Raw genomic sequence first — 20401 nt, forward strand, 5'->3', positions numbered from 1 at the left:
TTATAGAGAACCCTCATAGACAAGAACTGAACAAAAATGGAATTTAAATTCCATTATTTTTTGAAACGTATTTTTCGTTCCCATTGCATATAGATGATGTACCGAGTCCAATAAATCCATAAAACTAAACAAGTCACCCTTGTAAAGGAGGAGAGGCATTGCCTACTGAAGCTTCAACCTTGCGCGAGCAAATACTTGAATTGACGGGCCAGTTCTACGGCAGCCGTTGGCCGGGCCGGTCATTCGTGGCAGGCCGGGATTATGTACCTGTCAGCGGTAAGGTATTCGACGGGGAGGAGTTAATTAATCTAGTTGACGCTTCCCTGGATTTCCATTTAACCGCAGGCAGGTATACCGCTGAGTTCGAAAGTCGTTTCTCCCAAATCATGGGGAAAAAGCATACACTATTGGTCAATTCCGGCTCTAGTGCGAATCTGCTTGCCGTCGCAGCACTTACCTCGCCGCTGCTCGGTGAACGGCGGCTGCGGCCGGGCGATGAGGTAATTACCGTAGCCGCAGGCTTCCCGACCACGGTCAATCCGTTGATTCAGCATGGTCTGATTCCGGTATTCGTGGATGTGGAGCTGCCTACCTACAATATAAATACGGCACAGCTTGATGAGGCACTGAGTCCGCGTACCAGAGCGGTCATGCTGGCACATACACTCGGCAATCCCTTCGATCTGGCCAGCGTTAAGGCATTTACGGACCGGCATGGATTGTGGCTGATTGAGGATACCTGCGATGCTGTCGGGTCCATGTATGAAGGTAGGCCGGCCGGTTCCTTCGGGGATTTGGCAACCGTCAGCTTCTTTCCTGCCCACCATATGACCATGGGTGAGGGTGGAGCAGTGCTGACTTCGGGTGCCCGCTTGAAGAAAATTGTTGAATCACTCCGTGACTGGGGCAGGGACTGCTGGTGCCAGCCGGGAACCGACAATACCTGCGGCAAGCGGTTTGACTGGACCAAGGGCGAGCTGCCTGCCGGATACGACCACAAATATACGTATAGCCACATCGGCTATAATCTGAAGGCTACCGATATGCAGGCGGCCATTGGGGTCTCCCAGCTGGAGAAGCTGGAAGGGTTCCATGCTGCGCGCAGACGTAACTTTGACTATCTGAAGACTGCGCTGAAGCCGGCGGAGGAATGGCTTATTCTTCCGCAAGCGACGCCGCGCAGTGATCCGAGCTGGTTCGGCTTTCCACTGACTGTGAGGGAGGATGCTCCCCTCTCACGCAATGAAATCGTGCGCAAGTTGGAGGAAGCGCGTATCGGTACCCGGCTCTTGTTCGCCGGTAACCTGCTCAAGCAGCCTGCGTACTCCGGTGTGGCACACCGGATGGCCGCGCCGCTCATTCAGACGGACAGGATCATGAACGATACGTTCTGGGTAGGAATCTATCCGGGACTTACTACGGAGATGCTGGATTATACTGCCGAGGTGTTGCTGGGCTTGCTGAAAGGTAAGGAGGTAAGAAGATGAAGGTAGTCATTCTGGCCGGAGGCTACGGGACCCGTATCAGTGAAGAGACCGATGTGAAGCCCAAGCCGATGATTGAGATCGGCGATAAGCCGCTGCTGGTGCATATAATGGAGCATTATGCCTCGTATGGCTTCGATGATTTTGTCATTTGTTTGGGGTATTTGGGCCATGTCATCAAGAAATATTTTGCCGATTTCTACCTGCAGAGCTCCGATGTCTCGTTCGATTTCGGCAACGGCAATCAGATGACCCGCCATAACCGCCAGCTACGGAACTGGAAGGTAACACTCGCGGATACAGGCAGAGAGGCGATGACTGGCGGAAGAATCCGGCAAGTCCACAAATACACCGGCAATGAGCCGTTCATGCTGACTTATGGAGACGGTATTGCGGATGTCAATGTACCGGAGTTGCTGGACTTCCACCGGTCCCACGGAAAATTAGCGACGGTTACGGCTGTACAGCCGATAGGCCGTTTCGGAGCGCTGGATATTAAGGAGGATGTCAGGGTAACCGGCTTCGTGGAGAAGCCCAAAGGCGATGAGGGCTGGGTGAATGGCGGCTTCTTCGTCCTTCAGCCTGAGGTATTCTCCCTGATCGGGGGCGACAGCACTGTCTGGGAGCAAGAGCCGCTCCGGGAGCTGGCCGCGCGGGATGAGCTGAGGGCTTACAAGCACTATGGCTTCTGGCAGCCGATGGATACACTCCGTGATAAGCGTTACTTGGAGGAGCTGTGGCGGGAGGGAGGGCTCCCGTGGATAAGAACGAAATGACCACGGCGGAATTCTGGAAGGGGCGGCGTGTCTTCGTGACCGGACATACCGGCTTCAAGGGAAGCTGGCTCACCCGCTGGCTGACGATGCTGGGCGCAAGCGTGAGCGGCTATGCTTGGGACCGGGATGAGCATAAGCTCTTCCCGCTGATTGGGGCTGCGCCGGAGGTCCATACGGTCTGGGGGGATGTGCGGAACCGGCAGCGCCTGGATGCGGCGCTGCGGGAAGCGGCCCCGGAGGTAATCTTCCATCTGGCTGCCCAGCCGCTGGTTCGTACCTCTTACCAGTTCCCTGCCGATACTTTCGAGGTGAATGTGATGGGAACGGTGAACCTGCTGGAGGCAGTCGCAAGTGCGGTAGATTCAGGAACCCCGGTCAGAGCTGTCGTTAACGTTACGACAGATAAATGCTATGACAACCGCGAATGGATCTGGGGCTACCGGGAGACGGATCCGCTGGGCGGTTACGATCCTTATTCTTCCAGCAAGGCCTGTTCCGAGCTGGTGACGCAGGCTTACCGCAACAGCTATTTCCATCCGGCTCGCTATGCCGAGCATGGTGTTGCTGTCGCTACCGCCAGGGCTGGCAATGTTGTCGGAGGCGGCGATGATTCCCAGGACCGGCTGGTGCCGGACTGCCTGCGGTCATTCGCCGCTGGCTTAAGGCCGCTGCTGCGCAGCCCGGCGGCGACGCGGCCTTGGCAGCATGTGCTGGAGCCGCTTAGCGGCTATCTGCTGCTGGCCGAGAAGCTGGTGCAGGAGGGGGCGGAGTATGCCGCCGCCTGGAATTTCGGCCCGGAGGAGCAGAGCGTCCACAGTGTCGAGAAGGTGGCCGTCCGGCTCGCAGCACTCTGGGGAGAGGGAGCAGGCATTGATATCGCCGGTATCTCCGGGCTGCATGAGGCGGGCGAACTGCAGCTTGACAGCACCAGGGCCCGCCGCCTGCTGGGCTGGCGCTCCCGCTGGAGTGTGGAGCAGGCTCTGCAGAAGACAGTGGATTGGCACAGAGCGCTGGATGCAGGGCAGGATATGCGGAACATCAGCGAGCAGCAGATTCGCGAATACATGACACAGAACCTATAGGAGGGCACTAATGATTACTATCAGTCTATGTATGATTGTGCGCAATGAAGAGAACGGCTTGGGCCGTTGCCTGGATTGCGTGAAGGATATTGCGGACGAAATCGTTATTGTCGATACCGGCTCCACGGACCGGACCAAAGAGATTGCTGCGGAGTATGGGGCAGTGATCTATGATTTTGAATGGATTGACAATTTCGCGGCGGCCCGTAACGAAGCCTTCAGCAAGGCGACGAAGGAGTATATTCTCTGGCTGGATGCGGACGATACCATTGAGGAAATCGACCGGGTGCGCTTCAAGAAGCTGAAGGAGACATTGTCGCCGCAGTACCAGTCTGTGACCATGCCCTACAATCTGGCCTTCGACAGTGAAGGCAAAGTGACCTCAAGCCTTAGACGTAACCGGCTGGTCCGCCGGGACTGCGGCTTTCAGTGGGTCGGGCCGGTGCATGAGTATCTGGCGGTTGCCGGCAATACTTTTGACAGCGATGTCTGCATTACTCACAAGAAGGATAAGGTCCATACGGACCGCAACCTGCGCATCTACCGTGGACGCCAGGCCAGTGGCGAGGAGTTCTCGCCGCGCGATCTCTACTATTTCGCCAATGAGCTCCGGGATCATGCCATTCACGAAGAAGCGCTGGAATATTACGAGAAATTCCTGCAGACCGGCCAGGGCTGGGTGGAGGATAACTATCAGGCCTGCCTGAAAATGGCGGAATGCCATGGGAATCTTAACAATAAGGCCGGAAAGATGAACGCGCTGTACCGTACCCTGAATTATGATATTCCCCGTTCGGAATTCTGCTGCCGTCTGGGAAGTGAATTCGTGGAAGCCGGAGAGTTCCAGCGGGCGATCTACTGGTTCGAACAGGCGATTTCGCTGCCGCGAAGATCTACTCTGGGACTACAGGATATGACCTCTACCACTTGGGTGCCGCATCTGCAATTATGCGTATGCTACGACCGGATGGGTCAGTACCTCAAGGCTAATTATCATAATGAGTCAGCTCTATTCTATTATCCTACACATCCAAGTATGCTGCATAACCGGAAATATTATAAAGAACTCCTAGGTGAATCCTTCAGCGAATTATTTAAAGTTTCTTAAGCAGGTAATCTGCCGCTTCCAGGGCAGCTTAATAGACAGGCAACGTTCTCCGGAACGGGCCTGTCTATTTATTTTGCGGGACGATAATTAGAGAAATAGGTATTTTTACACATTTATTACGAGGCACATGAATACCATTAAAGTAAATAAGTCCACCTAAAATAGAGGAGCGATGTTATGGTACGCCATTACACCCAACTGGAAATCATTAATTTATCGAAATTGCCTCCGACTACTGTGAAGAGATGGCTGGAATATTTCTCTTACTTCGTACCGGGGACCCGGCAAGGAGATCAGGTGCTCTATCCCTATGAAACTCTGAAACTGTTAAAAAGAATCAGTGAGCTGCGTATGGAACGCTATCATCTAAGCACCATTGTACGCCTGCTGATCGAGGAGGGCTTCCCGATGTACAGCAAAAGTGAACAAGAGCTTCCCGTACCAGAGCGAACGGAAAACCGTATGACCGAGGCCCCGGAGCAGGACAGACAGCAGCAGCTTGTGGCTTCCCTTTCTTCACTGGCCAATGAGCTGCTCCGGATAGCGGATCATCTGAATCACTTGAAGTTGCAGTAGGCGGAGTTTATATGATTTGGGCTTGTCCATTTTTACGCGGAAGGTACCAGTTGCAACTTATATGCCTAGACAGAGGGTTTCAGCAAGCAGCGAACAGGACATTGCCCTGTACATAGCACCAAGTTCCTCCCGGCTGTGCCGCCACCCTCAATATGTTGTTATGTCCGTCTGGCTGAAGAATGGCAGTTGCCTGTTATTCCTCATCTTCCTCAATTTCAGTAGTTAGTTCTTCTTCCAGCAATCGTGCGGATAAGGCACCAGAGTCACTCAGCAAACGCAGAATCCGGTCCATCTTACTAAGACTAAGCCACTGGCCCTTGGTAATCTCTTCGAGCAGTCTGGCGGTTGTGTTATTCAACTGGATCATGTTGAGGAAATTCATGTTTCCGGGATTAGAAAGCACGAAGGCCTGCATCGCTTCCGCTTCTGCATTAATAATGTGAGACAAAGACATCTCGTTGATCGCAATAGAGGTGAGCAGGAGAGAGATGCTTTCCTCCCGCGTAAGCGAGATATCGGGAGTTATATTGGGGATGTGGGGCATTGACATGCAGATCTCCTCCAAAACGTGAAAGGTTGCTTTGCGCTTAATTATCTAGTCATAGCTATGTATACTTCAGGCACAGATTGTCCTATTCCTGTTATTCTCTGAAATCCGCCAAATCCGATATACCTGGGACAAATGGTGATAGGGACAAGTCAAAAGCACATATATATAACAGTAACTAAATCAAAGCAGGCAGCGGGGGGGATGAAGCGATGCTACAGCGGGAACGGTTGATCAAAGCGATTATTCTGGCTGCGGCGCTGGAGGAAGAAGCGGTCTCGGCTCTGATCGCGGTTGAAATCCGCAAGCTGGAATATATGTATGATGATGAATACAGCTGGGAAGAAGAACCAGAGATGGGGGGGCTTGACGCCCTGCAGGCGGCGGTGGCCAGAATCATCACGGCCCTGGCCCAGCATCAGGCCATGATCTGCCGGACACTGGAAACCAGCAGACGGCTGGTGCGAGAGGTGAACGGGTATGAAGGCTGAAGCCCGGAAATCGGAGGATGAGCTATTGGTAGAGGCGATTCATAAAACAATGGGACAGATGGAGCAGCTGAAGCAGGCTTGTCTGCGGCTCTCGGTCAATGCGGATGACGAGCTGGCGCTGTTCATGCGCGAGACAGAACGGCTGCTTGAACGAGCTCAGTCCACAGGCCGGGAGGCTGAGAGGCAAGAACCGGAGCATCGGGAGCAGGTATCCACCGTTATCAAGCAGACCATCCGTCCTGCAGATGCCTATGTATCCGGGGGCAAGTATCTCTATAATACGGGTAAGTCCGTCCGGTTCATCCAGCGGCGCTCCGCGCAGGCCACGCGCAAGCGGACGTCCCACAAGAAGCGAGGACGGACAGTAGGAGTGCGCGCAGCCAGCGAACGCAAGCGGCAGCAGCGGCAACAGCTGAAGCCTGCTATTCAGCCGCAGCAGCCGAAGAGGGTAGTGGAGCCGCAGCAGCCGAAGAAGGCAGCGGAGTGGCAGCAGCCGAAGAAGGCGGCGGAGTGGCAGCAGCCGAAGAAAGCGTCGGAGAGGCAGCAGCCGAAGAAGACGGCGGAACGGCAACAGCCAAAGAAGTCGGTGGAACGGCAGCAGCCGAAGAGTATGCAATCTATGAATAGCCAGCCGTCCGTTGACTATCAAGGGATCAGAATCTCGTCCAACCTGAAGTACTCCCTGTAATATACTTCTTATTCTACGATCAACATCTGCCCTCGCCAGGCAGCTGCCATACTCCTGCTTCGGGATCATAGGCATTCACCACTCTGGCGGGATTGCCCGCCGCGATGCAGTAATCCGGCAAATCCCGGGTTACCACACTGTTAGGTGTGACCCGGCAGCCCTTGCCAATCGTTACGTTACCCACAACGACGCAGTGGGCACCAAGCTCGCTGCCTGCACCGATCCTGACCTGATGGCTGGCAGTGGTGATCCACTGGTCGCGGATGGGAATGCCGATCTGGCGGTACTGATGGTTAGTGTCTGCAATATAGACATCTGGCCCGACGATAACATTATCTTCCAGAGTCACACTGTTCGCAGCGGTAATGATCAGATTGCGGCTGCAGCTGCAGCCGTCTCCGATCGAAATGGCTGGCGGTTCTTCCTTACCGGGGTGAACTACCGTGAACCAGCTATTCTCCTGAATAAGCACATTGCGGCCGATAGCGACTTTCTCCGGACAGTTGATATCGGTCTTCAGCACGATCAGACTTCCGGGTCCGAAAGTGCTGAAGCGTTGTTGAAATTCCGGGCTGATACCTTCCATACTCTGATGCCTCCTTGTCATGGACCGGACAAGCCTGCTGCTGCGGCCTGCCCGGCGGCTATATTGCCTCATATATTTAGATGCTTGACCTGAATTTTGTGCAGCCGTTCATGCAGCTCTGGATAATAGGATTCATCCTGGTAGGCTGCAACAAAAATCTGCGGGAAATCTTCGGGCTGCAGCTGCTGAAGATTCTTCTCCAACATGTAGTTGTACCACCAGAGCAAGAAGGTATGGGAGATTTGCTTCTTCTCGGCTGCCAATACGGCTGCATCTAATCCGTTGTCCAGGAAATAATGAAGAATTCCCAGGTATGATTGAATGAATGTCTGTGCGAAGCTGTAACCTCCTGCAATCTTGTCGCTGCTGGTCAGTAGCTTACGGTGATACACACAATAATCCGGAGTAATCTCTAGAATAGAGAGCTCCAGATAGACCTGGATAAGATTCGAATCGATGAACCGCCCAGGCGCGGCAATCTGTTCAAATTCCTTCCGGCGCATAATGATTCCCGACAGAAATGTACTGTAGATCGAGACCTGTTCAACATACTTGCTGATTCCTGATCCCCGGTTCATCATTCCTGTGTTACTAAGGATATCAAGGAAGAACAGGCTGCAGTCCCGGTTCTGTTCGATCAGGTTATACAAGGCTTCGAGCGAACCGGGGAGCCAGTAATCATCGCCGCCGTGAAGCTTGATGAATTCACCCTTGGCATAGCCTGCACATTTCAGGGTATTGCGGTCAGTTCCTTCACTAAGTTCATTGCGGTAGTAGTGAAGGTTGGGATAACGGGCCTGATACTTCCGCACCAGTTCTTCCGTGTGATCTGTGGAGCCATCATCCGATACAATGACTTCGAAATCCTCCTGTCTGGCATTCTGGCTGTAAATACTCTTCAGGCAAAGATCGAGCTCTTGTTCGCAGTTATAGGCAGGGATACAAATACTTATAAACGGTTGCGAAACAGTCTCTATAGCGTGACGCTCAGCTTCCTCGCTGGGCGATCCATTAGTCTTCAGCCACTTCCGGGAGTCGGGATCAAATTGCTTGATTACTCTGGCAGGTGTACCCGCAGCTACACAGTAGTCAGGAATTACCGTGCCGGATACAACGACTGACCCCGCGCCTATGACACAGCCCTTACCGATGGATACCTGACCGGCAATGATGGTGTTCGCTCCAATCCAGCTTCCGGAGCCGATGGTCACAGTATGACTCCAGGAGCTCACCCCCTGCTTCATGACGGGCAGATGAATATTCTCATAAGCAGGATTGTGATCGGATATATGCACATTAGTTGATATGGCGACCTGGGCGCCAATAACTAACCGGTTGACTGCCGACAGGCTGCACCGGCGTCCGATCTCGCTTCCGGCACCAATCTGGATGCGCGGTTCGCTGACAATATTATTGTAAGGGAGCGTAAGACAGCAATCTGCCTGCAGCTTGACTTCATTGCCCAGAGCAATTCCGACCGTACCCGACAATTCGCAGGATGGATGAATGCTGCATCCGCTGCCGAGCCGGTGGAACCGGTGCTGGCCATGGTGTTTGCCGTAGCCGTAATATTCAAGGAAAATGTGCCGGGCCTTCTCAATAGCAGGGGTTCGGTCCGGGATACCGCAGTTATGCAGACACCAGGGCAGAGGCTGCTTGGGAACCCCTACTTCATAGCCGCTGCTGATGAATTCCTGACTGTGTGAAGCGTCATAGAAGTGCCAACCGGTGAACAAATCCTTGCGCCAGGGAAGGTCGTACTGTGTTGCCATCAGCAGTCCGCTGAGCGTCTCCACCGTTTCATATTCGTCCACTGGCTGCATCAATTCAAGAGGCTGAAGTGCGCCTGTATGGCTATCAATCACTTTACCGAACTTCTGTGATGCGTCCTGCCATATACCGGAAGACGGAAGCGTCTTAGCGCCAACGGTTCCTAACATGCCGAGTGACGGATAACGGGAGAACAGCCGGACGATGTCTTCAAGAAATTGGGGATTTAGGATATGGACATCCTGATGAATATACACCTTATACTTGGCATCTGACTGGCGCATGGCCTGATCGTACCCCGCTGCCAGGCCGGAGGCATTCCTGACGATTTGCAGATCTACGGTGAATCCATCCGGTTTGAGTAATTGCTTAAGATTTTTTTGGCTGCGTTCCGCTAATTCCTCATTATTCACACACATGATAAAACAAATTTTACGTTCATCCATGTCGCTGACATCCTCTCCTTTGTCCTCAGTACCAGGCATCCCTGTCATTTACCGGACTTCATGGACCCGAAGTTTACGCCTTAAGATCTCTGCCTGTTCATAGTCTATATATATTCGGTGAATGGTCAAAGATCATTTTTTTTGGCAATAGCCATAATTACGGAGCTGATCCGATGTGCCGCCCGGCTTCGGTCATGGTATACCGGCACAGGCAGAACTGCGGATTCAATTGCAATAATGCATGTTGCCGGGATACCCATGGGTCCAGAAAATTTGTGGCTTGTACAGAATCGGCAGTACGCTCCCAATCCTTTCGGTTCAGAACAACAGGGAGAGGAGGGGAGGAAGATGACGCTGTAAGTCTGAAAAATTCGGATAGTCCCTCCAGCCGTTCGGTCTGTGGATTGCTGCGGATGAGTGTGGGCTGAATCAGGATGATCGCACACTCAGGATGAGTATGCAGCACGTTCAGAAATGGAAGAAGAGTGTTAGGCATGAAGGAGTCTCCCGGCTCATGCAGCATAATGAATTTCCCGCGCCCCCTATCAGCAGCTTGACTTGCAACAACAGAGCCTCCTGCTGCAAGATCTGGGTCGCGGTGATACCGGAAGCTGCGGTGCAGTTGTCCATAGTGGTGCCCCACCTCTGCGGTCTCCTCGGACGAAGCATCGTCCAGGACGCAGACCTCGATTAATCCATCATCATCCATCTGTGCATAAATCGACTCCAGACAGCGTTTTAGCTCTACAGCCTGATTCCGTCCGGGTATGCAAATGGATAGCAGAGGTTCCCTGCTTCTGCGTTCCAATACCCTTCGGGCCTCCGCCTCGCTATCTACCCTGATCCACTCTCCGCTGGACGGCTCATAGATGCGGCGAAATTCAGCAGGGTTGCCGGCAACGACACAGTAATCCGGCACATCCCGAAGAACTACGCTGCCGGCACCGACTACACAGCCTTTGCCAATCTTCACAGGGCCCAGAATAGAGGAGTGTGCTCCGATCCATGAGCCTTCACCGATTATTAACGTGTCAGAAGGATTACCTCCCTTCTCCCAATCTTGCCTGGCGTCATTAATATACACATGCGGACCTGTGATTGCATCCGCCTTCAGTTCCACCTTGCCCGATGCGATGATCGTCAGGAACCGGCTGCATTCACAGCGGTCTCCGATTAAGATGCGGGGTGAGCCGTCCTTGGAGGGAGAGGAAATCTCCCACCGGTAGCCCTCCCGCACCATTACGCCAGTGCCGATTGCCGTCTGCTCTGGCAACGATAACACACCGTCTGAGGCAATCCTGCAGCCGCGGCCATAACGGTAAAAACGATAGTATAGCGAGGGGGGGATCGTATGCATATGCTCCTCCTTCAATCTTGGTCACAAGATCCTTTGCAGGGGTGTCTGTACTAGCTTATGAACCGGAATGGAATTCATGCGGGCAAATCTGGCCGAATGATCCGGCATGACCGGCATATATATATACGAGAAATCCGGTAAGTCCGGATATTCAGAATCTGCAATAAGGAGGAGAAGACTTGCCGACGATCAGCTTGTGTATGATTGTACGCAATGAAGAGAATAGCCTGGGGCGATGCCTGTCATCCATCGCGGATCTTATGGATGAACTCGTCATCGTGGACACCGGCTCAACAGACCGTACCAAAGAGATTGCAGCCGAGTATGGCGCAAATATCTATGATTTTGAATGGATCGATGATTTCGCAGCCGCCCGCAATCATGCATTCGCTCAAGCGACCAGTGAATATATACTGTGGCTGGATGCAGATGATGTCATTGAGGAGATTGACAGGGAGCGGTTCAAGGCTCTGAAAGCCACGATGACTTCCGAATATCATGCAGTATCCATGTCTTATATTCTCATAACGGATGAGCATGGGAAGTCGCTCTACAGCTTCAGGCGTAACCGTCTAATTAGACGTGATTGCGGGTTCAGGTGGATAGGAGCTGTTCATGAATATATAGAGGTCACACCCCCGGTGCTTGAGAGCGATGTATGCGTTACGCATAAGAAAGACAAGGAATACACACAGCGTAACCTTGATATCTTCCGCAAAATGATAGCCGAGGGCAGACCTTTTACCGCCAGAGACCGGATCTACTACTCTAATGAGTTATACGATCATGGTTTCTATCCTGAGGCGGTGGAGAACTATGAGCGCTTCTTGTCAGACGGCGAAGGCTGGGTAGAGGATAATATTCAGGCCTGCCTGAGGTTGTCGGACAGTCATGCGGCGCTGGGACAGAAGCAGGAGCAGCTGCTGTCCATGTGCCGCACCTTCGACTATGATCTCCCGCGTCCGGAAACCTGCTGTAAGATAGGTTTTTACTTCATGGAATTACAGCAATACGAACAGGCGGTGTACTGGTTCAAGATTGCGGTGTCCCTCCCTAAGGTCAGTGAACCGGGAACAGAGGCTTATTCCGCCGGTACATGGCTCCCGAATCTGCAGCTCTGTGTCTGCTACGATAAGCTTGGGGACCACCGGTACGCCGACTACTGCAATGAAGTTTCTTTCGCACACTATCCGGCTAATCCCAGTGCGATATACAACCGCGATTATTATACGAACCTGCTCGGAGACAATCATGTCGAGTTTAATTGCCCTGCACCTGAAGAACAAAAGGAGTTGGTCCAGTGAAGACGAGCATTATCATTCTCACCCTTAATCAGTTAACTTTAACGGTTCAATGTCTGGAGAGCATCAAGCGAAATACACCTGAAGAGCACGAGATCATCATTGTTGACAATGGCTCAAGTGACGAGACCGTGCTATTCCTGAAGACTCACTATCCTGAACTGAAGCTGATCGAGAACAAGAAGAACCTGGGGTTTGCCAAAGGGTGCAATCAAGGGGTAGAGGTGTCGGAAGGCGAAGCGATACTGTTCATCAATAATGATACTGTTGTTCCTCCGGGGTGGTTGGCTCCCATGCTTCATGCCCTGAACAGTGACAGCAGGGTCGGCATGTCAGGACCTGTTACGAATTATATCAGCGGACATCAGCGTATCCCGGTGACTTACAGTGAACTTAAGGACATGGAGACATTCGCGGCAGAGTACTGTGAAACGAAGCGTGGTCAGGTGCAGGAAGTCCGCCGCCTGATCGGCTTCTGTCTGTTGGTCAAGCGCAGTGTTCTGGATGAGATCGGCTGGTTCGATGAACGATACGGCCTGGGGAATTACGAGGATGACGATCTGTGCCTGAGGGCGATTCAGTATGGCTACAAGCTGTTGATTGCCTTGGATTCATTCATCCACCATATCGGTCATGCCAGCATGGGGCAGACCCCTTCCTTTGATCTCAAGACACTTCTGGAACGGAACAAACAGAAGGCATTTCAGAAATGGGGCGCGGATATCCACAGCTTGATCTATACTCCGCCAGTGCGCGTATGCGCAGGAATTATTGCATCTGGCAATGAAGCTGCACTGGAAGAGACGCTCGCTTCGTTTGCAGAGGTAACGGAACAAATAATTGTCGTGGACCCTTCCGGCAATGAACGCATTGCGCAAACCGCTGCCCCTTATACACGGCAGATCTACACCGTGAAAGGGGAAGTGGATATGCGAAAGTTACGGGAATGGGTCATCCATATGACAACGGAACATTACATTCTCTGGCTTCAGGAAGGTGATGTGCTGAGTGCGGATGAGCGCCGGAGATTCATTGGGCTTAAGCTGTCCTTGTTCCACCAATATCAAGTGGTATCCCTCCGCTGTGCGGAAGGTGCCCGCTATATGATCAGACAGGATAGCAGCAAGCTCTATCCTGAGGATATTGAACAGCCAAGGCAGAGTCCATTCTTCGGAATAGTCAGCCGTGCTACCATCAGCACCCGGTTAACAGCCGGAGCTCGTGAGACTGCTGCGTCCAGGCAATAGAAATATAAGGCGGCAAAGAACATTATTAACTGGAGGGATATCATGGAACACGATCTGGTAACGGTTGCTATATTAGCTAAGGACAAGGCACATGTGCTGCCGCTCTATCTGGAACTTATAGAGCGGCAGACCTATCCGGCTTCAAGGATCAATCTGTATATTCGGACCAACAACAATAATGACCGGACTGAAGAGATTCTTAGAGAATGGGTAGAGCGGGTGGGCGAAAGATACCATGAGGTTCATTTCGATACCAGCGATGTGGAAGAACCTGTACAGAATTATGCTCCGCATGAATGGAATTTTGTCCGCCTAAGGGTGATTGGCAGAGTACGTCAAGAGTCGATCGAATGGGCTAAATCGAGAGATACCCATTATTTTGTTGCAGATTGCGACAATTTCATTGCTTCAGATACGCTGGAGAGCCTGCTATCTACGAATCTTCCAGTTGTCGGGCCGCTGCTTGCTGTGGCTGAGGCTCCGCTCAGTCTGTATTCCAACTATCATAATATGGTGCACGAAGATGGTTACTTCAAGAGCAACGACATGTATTTCAATTACTTATATCAGACCGTGAAAGGTCTGGTACAGGTTGACGTCATTCATTGCACCTATCTGATGCGTCGTGAAATTCTGGAGCATGTTCGGTATGACGATGGCACCGACCGCTACGAATATGTCATCATGAGCGACGGCTTGAGAAAAGCGGGAGTCCCTCAATATCTGGATACTCGTACAAAGAACGGAAAACTGACCTTTTGCGATACCGAAGAGCAGTTCAATGCAGTCAATCTTACTGCAGACGACTTCCAGTAAAGGAAGGGAGGAATGAACCATGAAGCTGGTGCTTCTATCCGGCGGTTCCGGCACAAGGCTATGGCCGCTCTCCAGCAGTATCCGGAGCAAGCAGTTCCTTCAGGTGCTGCCTGCTCCGGGAGGCGGACGAGAGTCCATGCTTCAGCGGATCTGGCGGCAGTTATCGGCTGCGGGACTCGGTCATGAAGTCTATATTGCAACGTCAAGCGGACAAGAGACGCTAATCCGCAAGCAGCTCCGAACGGCTCCGAAGGTCATCATTGAACCACGGCGCAGAGATACCTTTCCTGCAGTGAGCCTCGCTTCGGCCTATCTCTACTCGGTGGAGAAGATTTCCCCTGAGGAGACGGTAATTGTGCTGCCCGTGGATGCTTACGTCAACGACGATTTCTTCTTCAAGTTGACAGAGCTGGATCAGGCACTCCGGCAATCCGGTGCGGAAGTCGCCTTGCTTGGAGCAAATCCGGATGGTCCGTCAGGAAAATACGGGTATATTGTTCCGGCTCTTCCCACCGCTGCTACACCAGGGAAGCTGGAAAATCCGGCCTATGTGCAGGTTGATTGCTTCGTGGAGAAGCCAGACAGGCAGGCGGCAGAGGCACTGCTAGAGCAGCGGGCGATGTGGAATTGCGGCATCTTCGCTTTCCGGTTATGCGATCAGCTCAACCGGCTGGAAGCAGCAGGCTTCCCCAGGGATTATGCAGAGCTGCAGAGGCAATACCACCGCCTTCCCAAGAGCAGCTTCGATGTAGAGGTGTTGGAAGGCAACAACCGTCTGATCTGTGTGCCCTATCACGACGGATGGAAGGACTTGGGAACCTGGAACACGCTCTCTGAAGAATTGGCCTCCTCGGTTCTGGGATGGGGCCACATCAGTGCGGATTCCTTGAATTGCCAGATTGTCAACGAGCTGGATATTCCGGTCATCCTTGTCGGGCTGGATGATGTGATCGTAGCGGCAGGTCCCGGGGGCATTCTGGTTGCCCGTAAAGATGCTGCAGATCATCTGAAGCATTTGCTTCCAGCATCGGACCAGGAAAAACGGAAGGAATACATTCCCGGCGATTGATGCCGGTAACGCCCAAGGATTTCATATTTAGATTGTCCGACTTTATCCGACAATGTTCTATGCGGGCAGAAACCGTCATAAGGTTAAGAGGTGATGTCAATCAATGTGTATAATCACCTGACCGGATTCGTCCGCATAGTCCGGTAAATCCATTATGGAAGGAGGCAGTCCGTTATGGCAGAACACAGCGAGGGCGACCGTCCCACTAATCTCCCTGTGCATGATCGTCAAGGATGAAGAGCCCTGGATTGCACGCTGTCTGTCAAGCGTACGCGCAGGGGTAGATGAGATCATTATTGTGGATACGGGCTCCCGTGACAGGACGATGGACATTGCCCGCAGCTTTGGCGCAACCATTCTTCAATTTCCCTGGAAGGAGAGCTTCGGGGAAGCCCGCAATTATAGCCTTATTCATGCAACAGGGGAATGGATACTATGGATGGATGCTGACGAAGAGCTCGCTGTGAATGATGCGCTGAAGCTTCGAATGGTGAGCACTCTTCAGGAACACAAGCTGGCCTCTGTGGAAACGATCCATTTCAATGGTCCGTTCAGGCCTCAGGCGGATGAAGCTTACCGGCTGGCTCAGTGCCGCTTGTTCCGTAACGGGGAGGGGTTTCATTTCACTGGAGGCATTCATGAACAATTGAGCTGGCCCGACACCTATACCCGGGAGGATACCAGCACTCCGTTCCAGCTTCCGGTCCGGCTATTTCATTATGGATATCTCCAATCCGTGACTACTCTTAAATCGAAACATGAACGCAATTTGAAGCTGCTGCAGGAAGCTGTAACAGACAATCCGAACCCCGATCCGTGGAGTCTTTACCATATAGCAAGTGAGTATCAGCGGGTGGGGAAGTATGCACTTGCCTTCGAGCAGGTTAATCAGGCCATTGCTGCTTCGCTGGGGCAGAGAAGATTGCCGCCATCGCTTTTTTACAAGCTCAAGTATGGCTGTCTGTTGGCGATGGGCAGCTTCAGGGAAGGCTGGCCCGGCATTGACAAGGCCATCAGTCTCTACCCGGATTATGTGGACCTGCATCTGTATAAGGGCTGCATTCTTATGCATACCGACCAGGTAGAGGCTGCGATCTCCGCTTTCGAGCATTGTCTGACGCTTGGAGAGAATGCTCTTCATTATATGGTTCTCAAGGGTGCGGGAACCTTTTACCCCTGTTATTATATCGGGAACTGTTATGAGCTAAGGGGTATGTCTGGTGAATCCAGAGTTTGGTACCGCAGAGCGCTGGAGTATTTCCCCTCATTCAAGGAAGCGGCGGAGAAGCTAGCTCATCTGGAAGATGAGCTGCAAGCGGTGGAAGAGGTTCCTTCGGGTGTGCGCAGCTTCTCTGTACCTTCTCATCGGAAAAATTCCCTTCGTTGTAATACGACTCCTGCTAATGCCTGGTCAGTAATCGTAATGCTCTGCAAGGGAGATGGTCCGTTCTCTGCTCTGCGGGAATGGGCGGCCAAGTGGCAGCCGTTCGCCGATCAATGGATCGTGCTCGACGGTGGAATAGGCGCAGACGCTGATAAGCTTGCCAGTGTACTGAGTGCACATGTCCTTCCTCTCCCCTCTGATGAAGAACAGTCACAGTTATGGGGAAGATTGGAAGGGGTCCTTACCTCCCCCCACGTACTATGGCTGAATCCCTACGAAGAAGTGAGGGAAGAGGACAGGGAAGCACTATCTGCAATGAAGACTTCACAAGCCAGTCCGTATTCCATGTTCTCTCTTAATCTATGCTTGCAGGCTGGTGAAGTAGAACAGGAACACTGGGAGGTAGAGAGGAATCGTCTTGCGGTACGGGAGGCTGTTCTTGGCTGTAATCCGATCATTGGAGAGCTTATAGCAATACCTGAGGATATCCGCCGGAGCAATACTAGGAAAATAAAATTAATAATATCGAAAGGGGATTACAGATTATGGCAACTGGATTTACAGGACCAACAGGACCAACAGGGACTACAGGTCCAGCAGGTAAGAGTGGAATAAATGGAGGCCCGGGTTCAAAAGGTAGCGATGGAAGTACGGGAATAACCGGGATGACCGGAGCAACAGGAGCAGGGAACACGGGAATGACCGGAGCAACAGGAGCAGGGAACACGGGAATGACCGGAGCAACAGGAGCAGGGAACACGGGAATGACTGGAGCAACAGGAGCAGGGAACACGGGAGTAACCGGGATGACCGGAGCAACAGGAGCAGGGAACACGGGAATGACCGGAGCAACGGGAGCAGGGAACACGGGAATGACCGGAGCAACAGGAGCAGGGAACACGGGAATGACTGGAGCAACGGGAGCAGGGAACACGGGAATGACCGGAGCAACAGGAGCAGGGAACACGGGATTAACCGGATCAACCGGTTTTACTGGAGTTACGGGATTAACCGGTTTAACTGGAGTAACAGGACAAACGGGGATGACCGGGCTTACCGGTTCAATCACTTCTATTTTTGGAACATATGTAGTTAATGGTTACTCTGTTGCAAGTACCCCCAATACCCCTATTGGATTTTTTAATGCGCTGGTAACTGATCCTGCAGAGTCAATTGGGTTGCAGGGCGGCGATACTTTTGTATTGCCTGGAGGGCATATGTATCATGTCTCCGTTCAAGCCTCTGTTCAATATACATCTAGTGTGTCGCCGGGTATTGGAATATCAATAGATGGTTCTGTTGATCCTTTTCATATAGTTTATTCAGGAGCTGAAGTTCCAGGAAGCCCCAGACCTGTCACTCCGGTGACTATGGTGGTAATTATAGATGCTTTAGACGGAGGTAAAAACATGCAGGTAGTACTCATTGAAGCTGGTACAAGAATATCAACGGATATTATTAATTCTCCAGATGGCTTTGTAGCTGCTTCTGTGACTATTATGGCCATAATCTAATTGCGGAATGTACTTTCCTCTCAAGTAAAATGAAATCTGAAACGGATACCATCCTTATCTAAGGGTGTGTACCCGTTTCTTACTATTATTGGGAATTAGAAATAAGGTTAAGAATATTTTTTTTGAAATCATTGGAAATCCATGACAGCAAGGAGTTGACAACTAATGGGTACAGGACCAACCGGAGTAACAGGACCAACCGGACCAACAGGCACAACCGGGCTTAGAGGTGCGAGCGGAAGCCAAGGTACAAGAGGTAACGTTGGAGCGACAGGATTCACAGGTAGAACCGGTCTGACAGGGCTCACGGGAGAGAGCGGAGCAACGGGGCTTACGGGAGAGACTGGGGCGACAGGTCTTACGGGAGCGACTGGAGCGACAGGACTTACTGGAGAGACGGGAGCGACGGGTCTTACAGGAGAGACTGGTGCGACGGGACTCACGGGAGAGAGTGGGGCGACGGGGCTCACGGGTGAGACTGGGGCGACAGGTCTTACAGGAGAGAGCGGAGCAACGGGGCTGACGGGAGAGACCGGAGCAACGGGGCTTACAGGAGAGACGGGAGCAACGGGTCTCACAGGAGAGACCGGAGCAACAGGTCTTACTGGAGAGACGGGAGCGACGGGGCTCACGGGTGAGACTGGGGCGACGGGTCTTACAGGAGAGAGCGGAGCAACGGGTCTCACAGGAGAGACCGGAGCGACAGGGCTGACTGGTGAGACTGGAGAGACGGGAGCAACGGGTCTCACAGGAGAGACCGGAGCAACAGGGCTGACAGGTGAGACGGGAGCAACAGGGCTGACTGGTGAGACTGGAGCGACGGGTCTTACGGGAGAGACTGGTGCGACGGGACTTACAGGAGAGACTGGTGCGACGGGGCTCACGGGAGAGACCGGGGCGACGGGACTCACAGGAGAGACCGGGGCAACGGGGCTGACGGGAGAGACTGGAGCAACAGGGCTGACTGGTGAGACTGGAGCGACGGGGCTGACGGGAGAGACTGGAGCAACAGGGCTGACTGGTGAGACTGGAGCGACGGGGCTGACTGGAGAGACGGGAGCAACGGGTCTCACAGGAGAGACCGGAGCAACAGGGCTCACAGGAGAGACTGGGGCGACTGGGCTCACGGGTGAGACTGGGGCGACGGGTCTTACAGGAGAGAGCGGAGCAACAGGTCTTACTGGAGAGACCGGAGCGACTGGACTCACGGGAGAGACGGGAGCGACGGGTCTTACAGGAGAAACGGGAGCGACGGGGCTTACCGGAGAGACTGGAGCGACGGGGCTTACAGGAGAGACTGGAGCAACAGGGCTGACTGGTGAGACTGGAGCGACGGGGCTGACGGGAGAGACTGGAGCAACGGGGCTGACTGGTGAGACCGGAGCGACGGGGCTTACAGGAGAGACTGGAGCGACGGGGCTGACGGGAGAGACCGGGGCGACGGGGCTGACGGGAGAGACTGGAGCGACAGGGCTGACGGGAGAGACTGGTGCAACAGGGCTCACCGGAGAAACGGGGCTGACGGGAGAGACTGGTGCAACAGGGCTGACTGGTGAGACCGGAGCGACGGGGCTGACGGGAGAGACTGGAGCGACGGGGCTGACGGGAGAGACTGGGGCAACGGGGCTGACCGGAGAGACTGGTGCGACGGGGCTGACGGGAGAGACCGGAGCGACCGGAGCAACAGGGCTGACCGGAGAAACGGGAGCGACAGGTCTTACAGGTGAGACGGGAGCAACAGGGCTTACGGGTGAGACTGGAGCGACGGGGCTTACGGGAGAAACGGGGGCGACAGGTCTTACAGGAGAGACTGGTGCAACAGGGCTCACAGGAGAGACTGGTGCGACGGGACTCACGGGAGAAACGGGGGCGACGGGGCTCACAGGAGAGACCGGAGCGACAGGGCTCACAGGAGAGACTGGGGCAACTGGGCTTACAGGAGAGAGCGGAGCAACAGGTCTTACAGGAGAGACTGGAGCAACGGGGCTTACAGGAGAAACGGGAGCGACGGGGCTGACGGGAGAGACCGGAGCAACGGGACTCACGGGAGAGACTGGTGCGACGGGACTTACAGGAGAGACTGGAGCGACGGGGCTTACAGGAGAGACTGGTGTAACAGGGCTCACAGGAGAAACCGGAGCGACGGGGCTGACGGGAGA

General features: G+C 53.2%; 18 protein-coding genes. 14 read left to right on the forward strand and 4 right to left on the reverse strand.

All coding sequences use genetic code 11. From position 1 onward, the window contains the following. Positions 1-158 precede the first annotated feature (158 nt). From rfbH to ACFSX3_RS17160, 5 genes are all read left to right on the forward strand, one after another. The gene (gene rfbH / locus ACFSX3_RS17140) at positions 159-1487 is read left to right on the forward strand and encodes a lipopolysaccharide biosynthesis protein RfbH (protein ID WP_209985055.1); all 1329 of its coding nucleotides are present in this window, start codon (positions 159-161) and stop codon (positions 1485-1487) included. Next, positions 1484-2260: a glucose-1-phosphate cytidylyltransferase gene (gene rfbF / locus ACFSX3_RS17145; protein WP_209985054.1), complete on the forward strand. Its 777-nt coding sequence runs from the start codon at positions 1484-1486 to the stop codon at positions 2258-2260. Before rfbH ends, rfbF begins: the two co-directional genes overlap by 4 nt. Beyond that, on the forward strand, positions 2257-3342 hold the full coding sequence (rfbG, locus tag ACFSX3_RS17150; protein WP_209985208.1) for a CDP-glucose 4,6-dehydratase: 1086 nt from the start codon (positions 2257-2259) through the stop codon (positions 3340-3342). The genes rfbF and rfbG overlap by 4 nt, the downstream gene beginning before the upstream one ends. A 10-nt stretch (positions 3343-3352) precedes the next feature. Further along, complete coding sequence (locus ACFSX3_RS17155) at positions 3353-4450, forward strand: glycosyltransferase (RefSeq protein WP_209985051.1); 1098 nt, start codon at positions 3353-3355, stop codon at positions 4448-4450. 177 nt (positions 4451-4627) lie between these two features. Next, positions 4628-5026, forward strand: a complete 399-nt coding sequence (locus ACFSX3_RS17160) for a MerR family transcriptional regulator (RefSeq protein ID WP_209985048.1) — start codon at positions 4628-4630, stop codon at positions 5024-5026. A gap of 193 nt (positions 5027-5219) precedes the next feature. On the opposite strand, the gene ACFSX3_RS17165 is transcribed toward ACFSX3_RS17160, so the two are convergent. Next, on the reverse strand, positions 5220-5576 hold the full coding sequence (locus tag ACFSX3_RS17165) for a hypothetical protein (protein ID WP_209879878.1): 357 nt from the start codon (positions 5574-5576) through the stop codon (positions 5220-5222). A gap of 209 nt (positions 5577-5785) precedes the next feature. On the opposite strand from ACFSX3_RS17165, the gene ACFSX3_RS17170 reads away from it, so the two are divergent. Then, on the forward strand, positions 5786-6064 hold the full coding sequence (locus tag ACFSX3_RS17170) for a hypothetical protein (protein WP_209985045.1): 279 nt from the start codon (positions 5786-5788) through the stop codon (positions 6062-6064). Beyond that, positions 6054-6752, forward strand: a complete 699-nt coding sequence (locus ACFSX3_RS17175; protein WP_209985042.1) for a hypothetical protein — start codon at positions 6054-6056, stop codon at positions 6750-6752. Before ACFSX3_RS17170 ends, ACFSX3_RS17175 begins: the two co-directional genes overlap by 11 nt. Before the next feature lie 19 nt (positions 6753-6771). Here ACFSX3_RS17175 and ACFSX3_RS17180 read toward each other — a convergent pair whose 3' ends face one another. The 3 genes from ACFSX3_RS17180 to ACFSX3_RS17190 form a co-directional block, all read right to left on the reverse strand. After that, on the reverse strand, positions 6772-7338 hold the full coding sequence (locus ACFSX3_RS17180) for an acyltransferase (protein ID WP_209985039.1): 567 nt from the start codon (positions 7336-7338) through the stop codon (positions 6772-6774). Positions 7339-7406: 68 nt separating this feature from the next. Next, positions 7407-9554, reverse strand: a complete 2148-nt coding sequence (locus tag ACFSX3_RS17185; RefSeq protein ID WP_209985038.1) for a glycosyltransferase — start codon at positions 9552-9554, stop codon at positions 7407-7409. Between the two features lie 157 nt (positions 9555-9711). Beyond that, positions 9712-10911, reverse strand: a complete 1200-nt coding sequence (locus tag ACFSX3_RS17190; RefSeq protein WP_209985035.1) for a glycosyltransferase — start codon at positions 10909-10911, stop codon at positions 9712-9714. Between the two features lie 179 nt (positions 10912-11090). Between ACFSX3_RS17190 and ACFSX3_RS17195 the strand changes: the two genes are divergently transcribed. From ACFSX3_RS17195 to ACFSX3_RS33315, 7 genes are all read left to right on the forward strand, one after another. Then, positions 11091-12215: a glycosyltransferase gene (locus ACFSX3_RS17195; protein ID WP_209985032.1), complete on the forward strand. Its 1125-nt coding sequence runs from the start codon at positions 11091-11093 to the stop codon at positions 12213-12215. Then, positions 12212-13459: a glycosyltransferase family 2 protein gene (locus tag ACFSX3_RS17200; protein ID WP_209985029.1), complete on the forward strand. Its 1248-nt coding sequence runs from the start codon at positions 12212-12214 to the stop codon at positions 13457-13459. Before ACFSX3_RS17195 ends, ACFSX3_RS17200 begins: the two co-directional genes overlap by 4 nt. Before the next feature lie 42 nt (positions 13460-13501). Then, positions 13502-14275, forward strand: coding sequence for a glycosyltransferase family 2 protein (locus tag ACFSX3_RS17205; RefSeq protein ID WP_209985026.1), 774 nt, complete (start codon positions 13502-13504; stop codon positions 14273-14275). Positions 14276-14294: 19 nt separating this feature from the next. Continuing rightward, complete coding sequence (locus ACFSX3_RS17210; RefSeq protein WP_209985024.1) at positions 14295-15344, forward strand: sugar phosphate nucleotidyltransferase; 1050 nt, start codon at positions 14295-14297, stop codon at positions 15342-15344. Positions 15345-15498: 154 nt separating this feature from the next. Next, the gene (locus ACFSX3_RS17215; RefSeq protein ID WP_379255840.1) at positions 15499-17343 is read left to right on the forward strand and encodes a glycosyltransferase; all 1845 of its coding nucleotides are present in this window, start codon (positions 15499-15501) and stop codon (positions 17341-17343) included. A gap of 116 nt (positions 17344-17459) precedes the next feature. Next, complete coding sequence (locus ACFSX3_RS17220) at positions 17460-18242, forward strand: collagen-like protein (RefSeq protein WP_379313067.1); 783 nt, start codon at positions 17460-17462, stop codon at positions 18240-18242. 165 nt (positions 18243-18407) lie between these two features. Then, a partial coding sequence (locus ACFSX3_RS33315) for a beta strand repeat-containing protein (RefSeq protein WP_449290227.1) occupies positions 18408-20401 on the forward strand: 1994 nt, incomplete at its 3' end.

This window comes from Paenibacillus rhizoplanae (genome assembly GCF_042684125.1).
In the GTDB taxonomy this organism is placed as follows: domain Bacteria; phylum Bacillota; class Bacilli; order Paenibacillales; family Paenibacillaceae; genus Paenibacillus_AQ; species Paenibacillus_AQ rhizoplanae.

Excerpts from the sequence above, each read along its gene's own strand:
- ACFSX3_RS17175 (WP_209985042.1), top strand. The coding sequence starts at position 6,054 with ATGAAGGCTGAAGCCCGGAAATCGGAGGATGAGCTATTGGTAGAGGCG.
- ACFSX3_RS17180 (WP_209985039.1), bottom strand. The coding sequence starts at position 7,338 with ATGGAAGGTATCAGCCCGGAATTTCAACAACGCTTCAGCACTTTCGGA.
- ACFSX3_RS17170 (WP_209985045.1), top strand. The coding sequence starts at position 5,786 with ATGCTACAGCGGGAACGGTTGATCAAAGCGATTATTCTGGCTGCGGCG.
- ACFSX3_RS17220 (WP_379313067.1), top strand. The coding sequence starts at position 17,460 with ATGACCGGAGCAACAGGAGCAGGGAACACGGGAATGACTGGAGCAACA.
- ACFSX3_RS17165 (WP_209879878.1), bottom strand. The coding sequence starts at position 5,576 with ATGTCAATGCCCCACATCCCCAATATAACTCCCGATATCTCGCTTACG.
- ACFSX3_RS17205 (WP_209985026.1), top strand. The coding sequence starts at position 13,502 with ATGGAACACGATCTGGTAACGGTTGCTATATTAGCTAAGGACAAGGCA.
- ACFSX3_RS17155 (WP_209985051.1), top strand. The coding sequence starts at position 3,353 with ATGATTACTATCAGTCTATGTATGATTGTGCGCAATGAAGAGAACGGC.
- ACFSX3_RS17160 (WP_209985048.1), top strand. The coding sequence starts at position 4,628 with ATGGTACGCCATTACACCCAACTGGAAATCATTAATTTATCGAAATTG.
- rfbF (WP_209985054.1), top strand. The coding sequence starts at position 1,484 with ATGAAGGTAGTCATTCTGGCCGGAGGCTACGGGACCCGTATCAGTGAA.
- rfbG (WP_209985208.1), top strand. The coding sequence starts at position 2,257 with ATGACCACGGCGGAATTCTGGAAGGGGCGGCGTGTCTTCGTGACCGGA.
- ACFSX3_RS17215 (WP_379255840.1), top strand. The coding sequence starts at position 15,499 with ATGGAAGGAGGCAGTCCGTTATGGCAGAACACAGCGAGGGCGACCGTC.
- ACFSX3_RS17210 (WP_209985024.1), top strand. The coding sequence starts at position 14,295 with ATGAAGCTGGTGCTTCTATCCGGCGGTTCCGGCACAAGGCTATGGCCG.
- ACFSX3_RS17185 (WP_209985038.1), bottom strand. The coding sequence starts at position 9,554 with ATGGATGAACGTAAAATTTGTTTTATCATGTGTGTGAATAATGAGGAA.
- ACFSX3_RS17190 (WP_209985035.1), bottom strand. The coding sequence starts at position 10,911 with ATGCATACGATCCCCCCCTCGCTATACTATCGTTTTTACCGTTATGGC.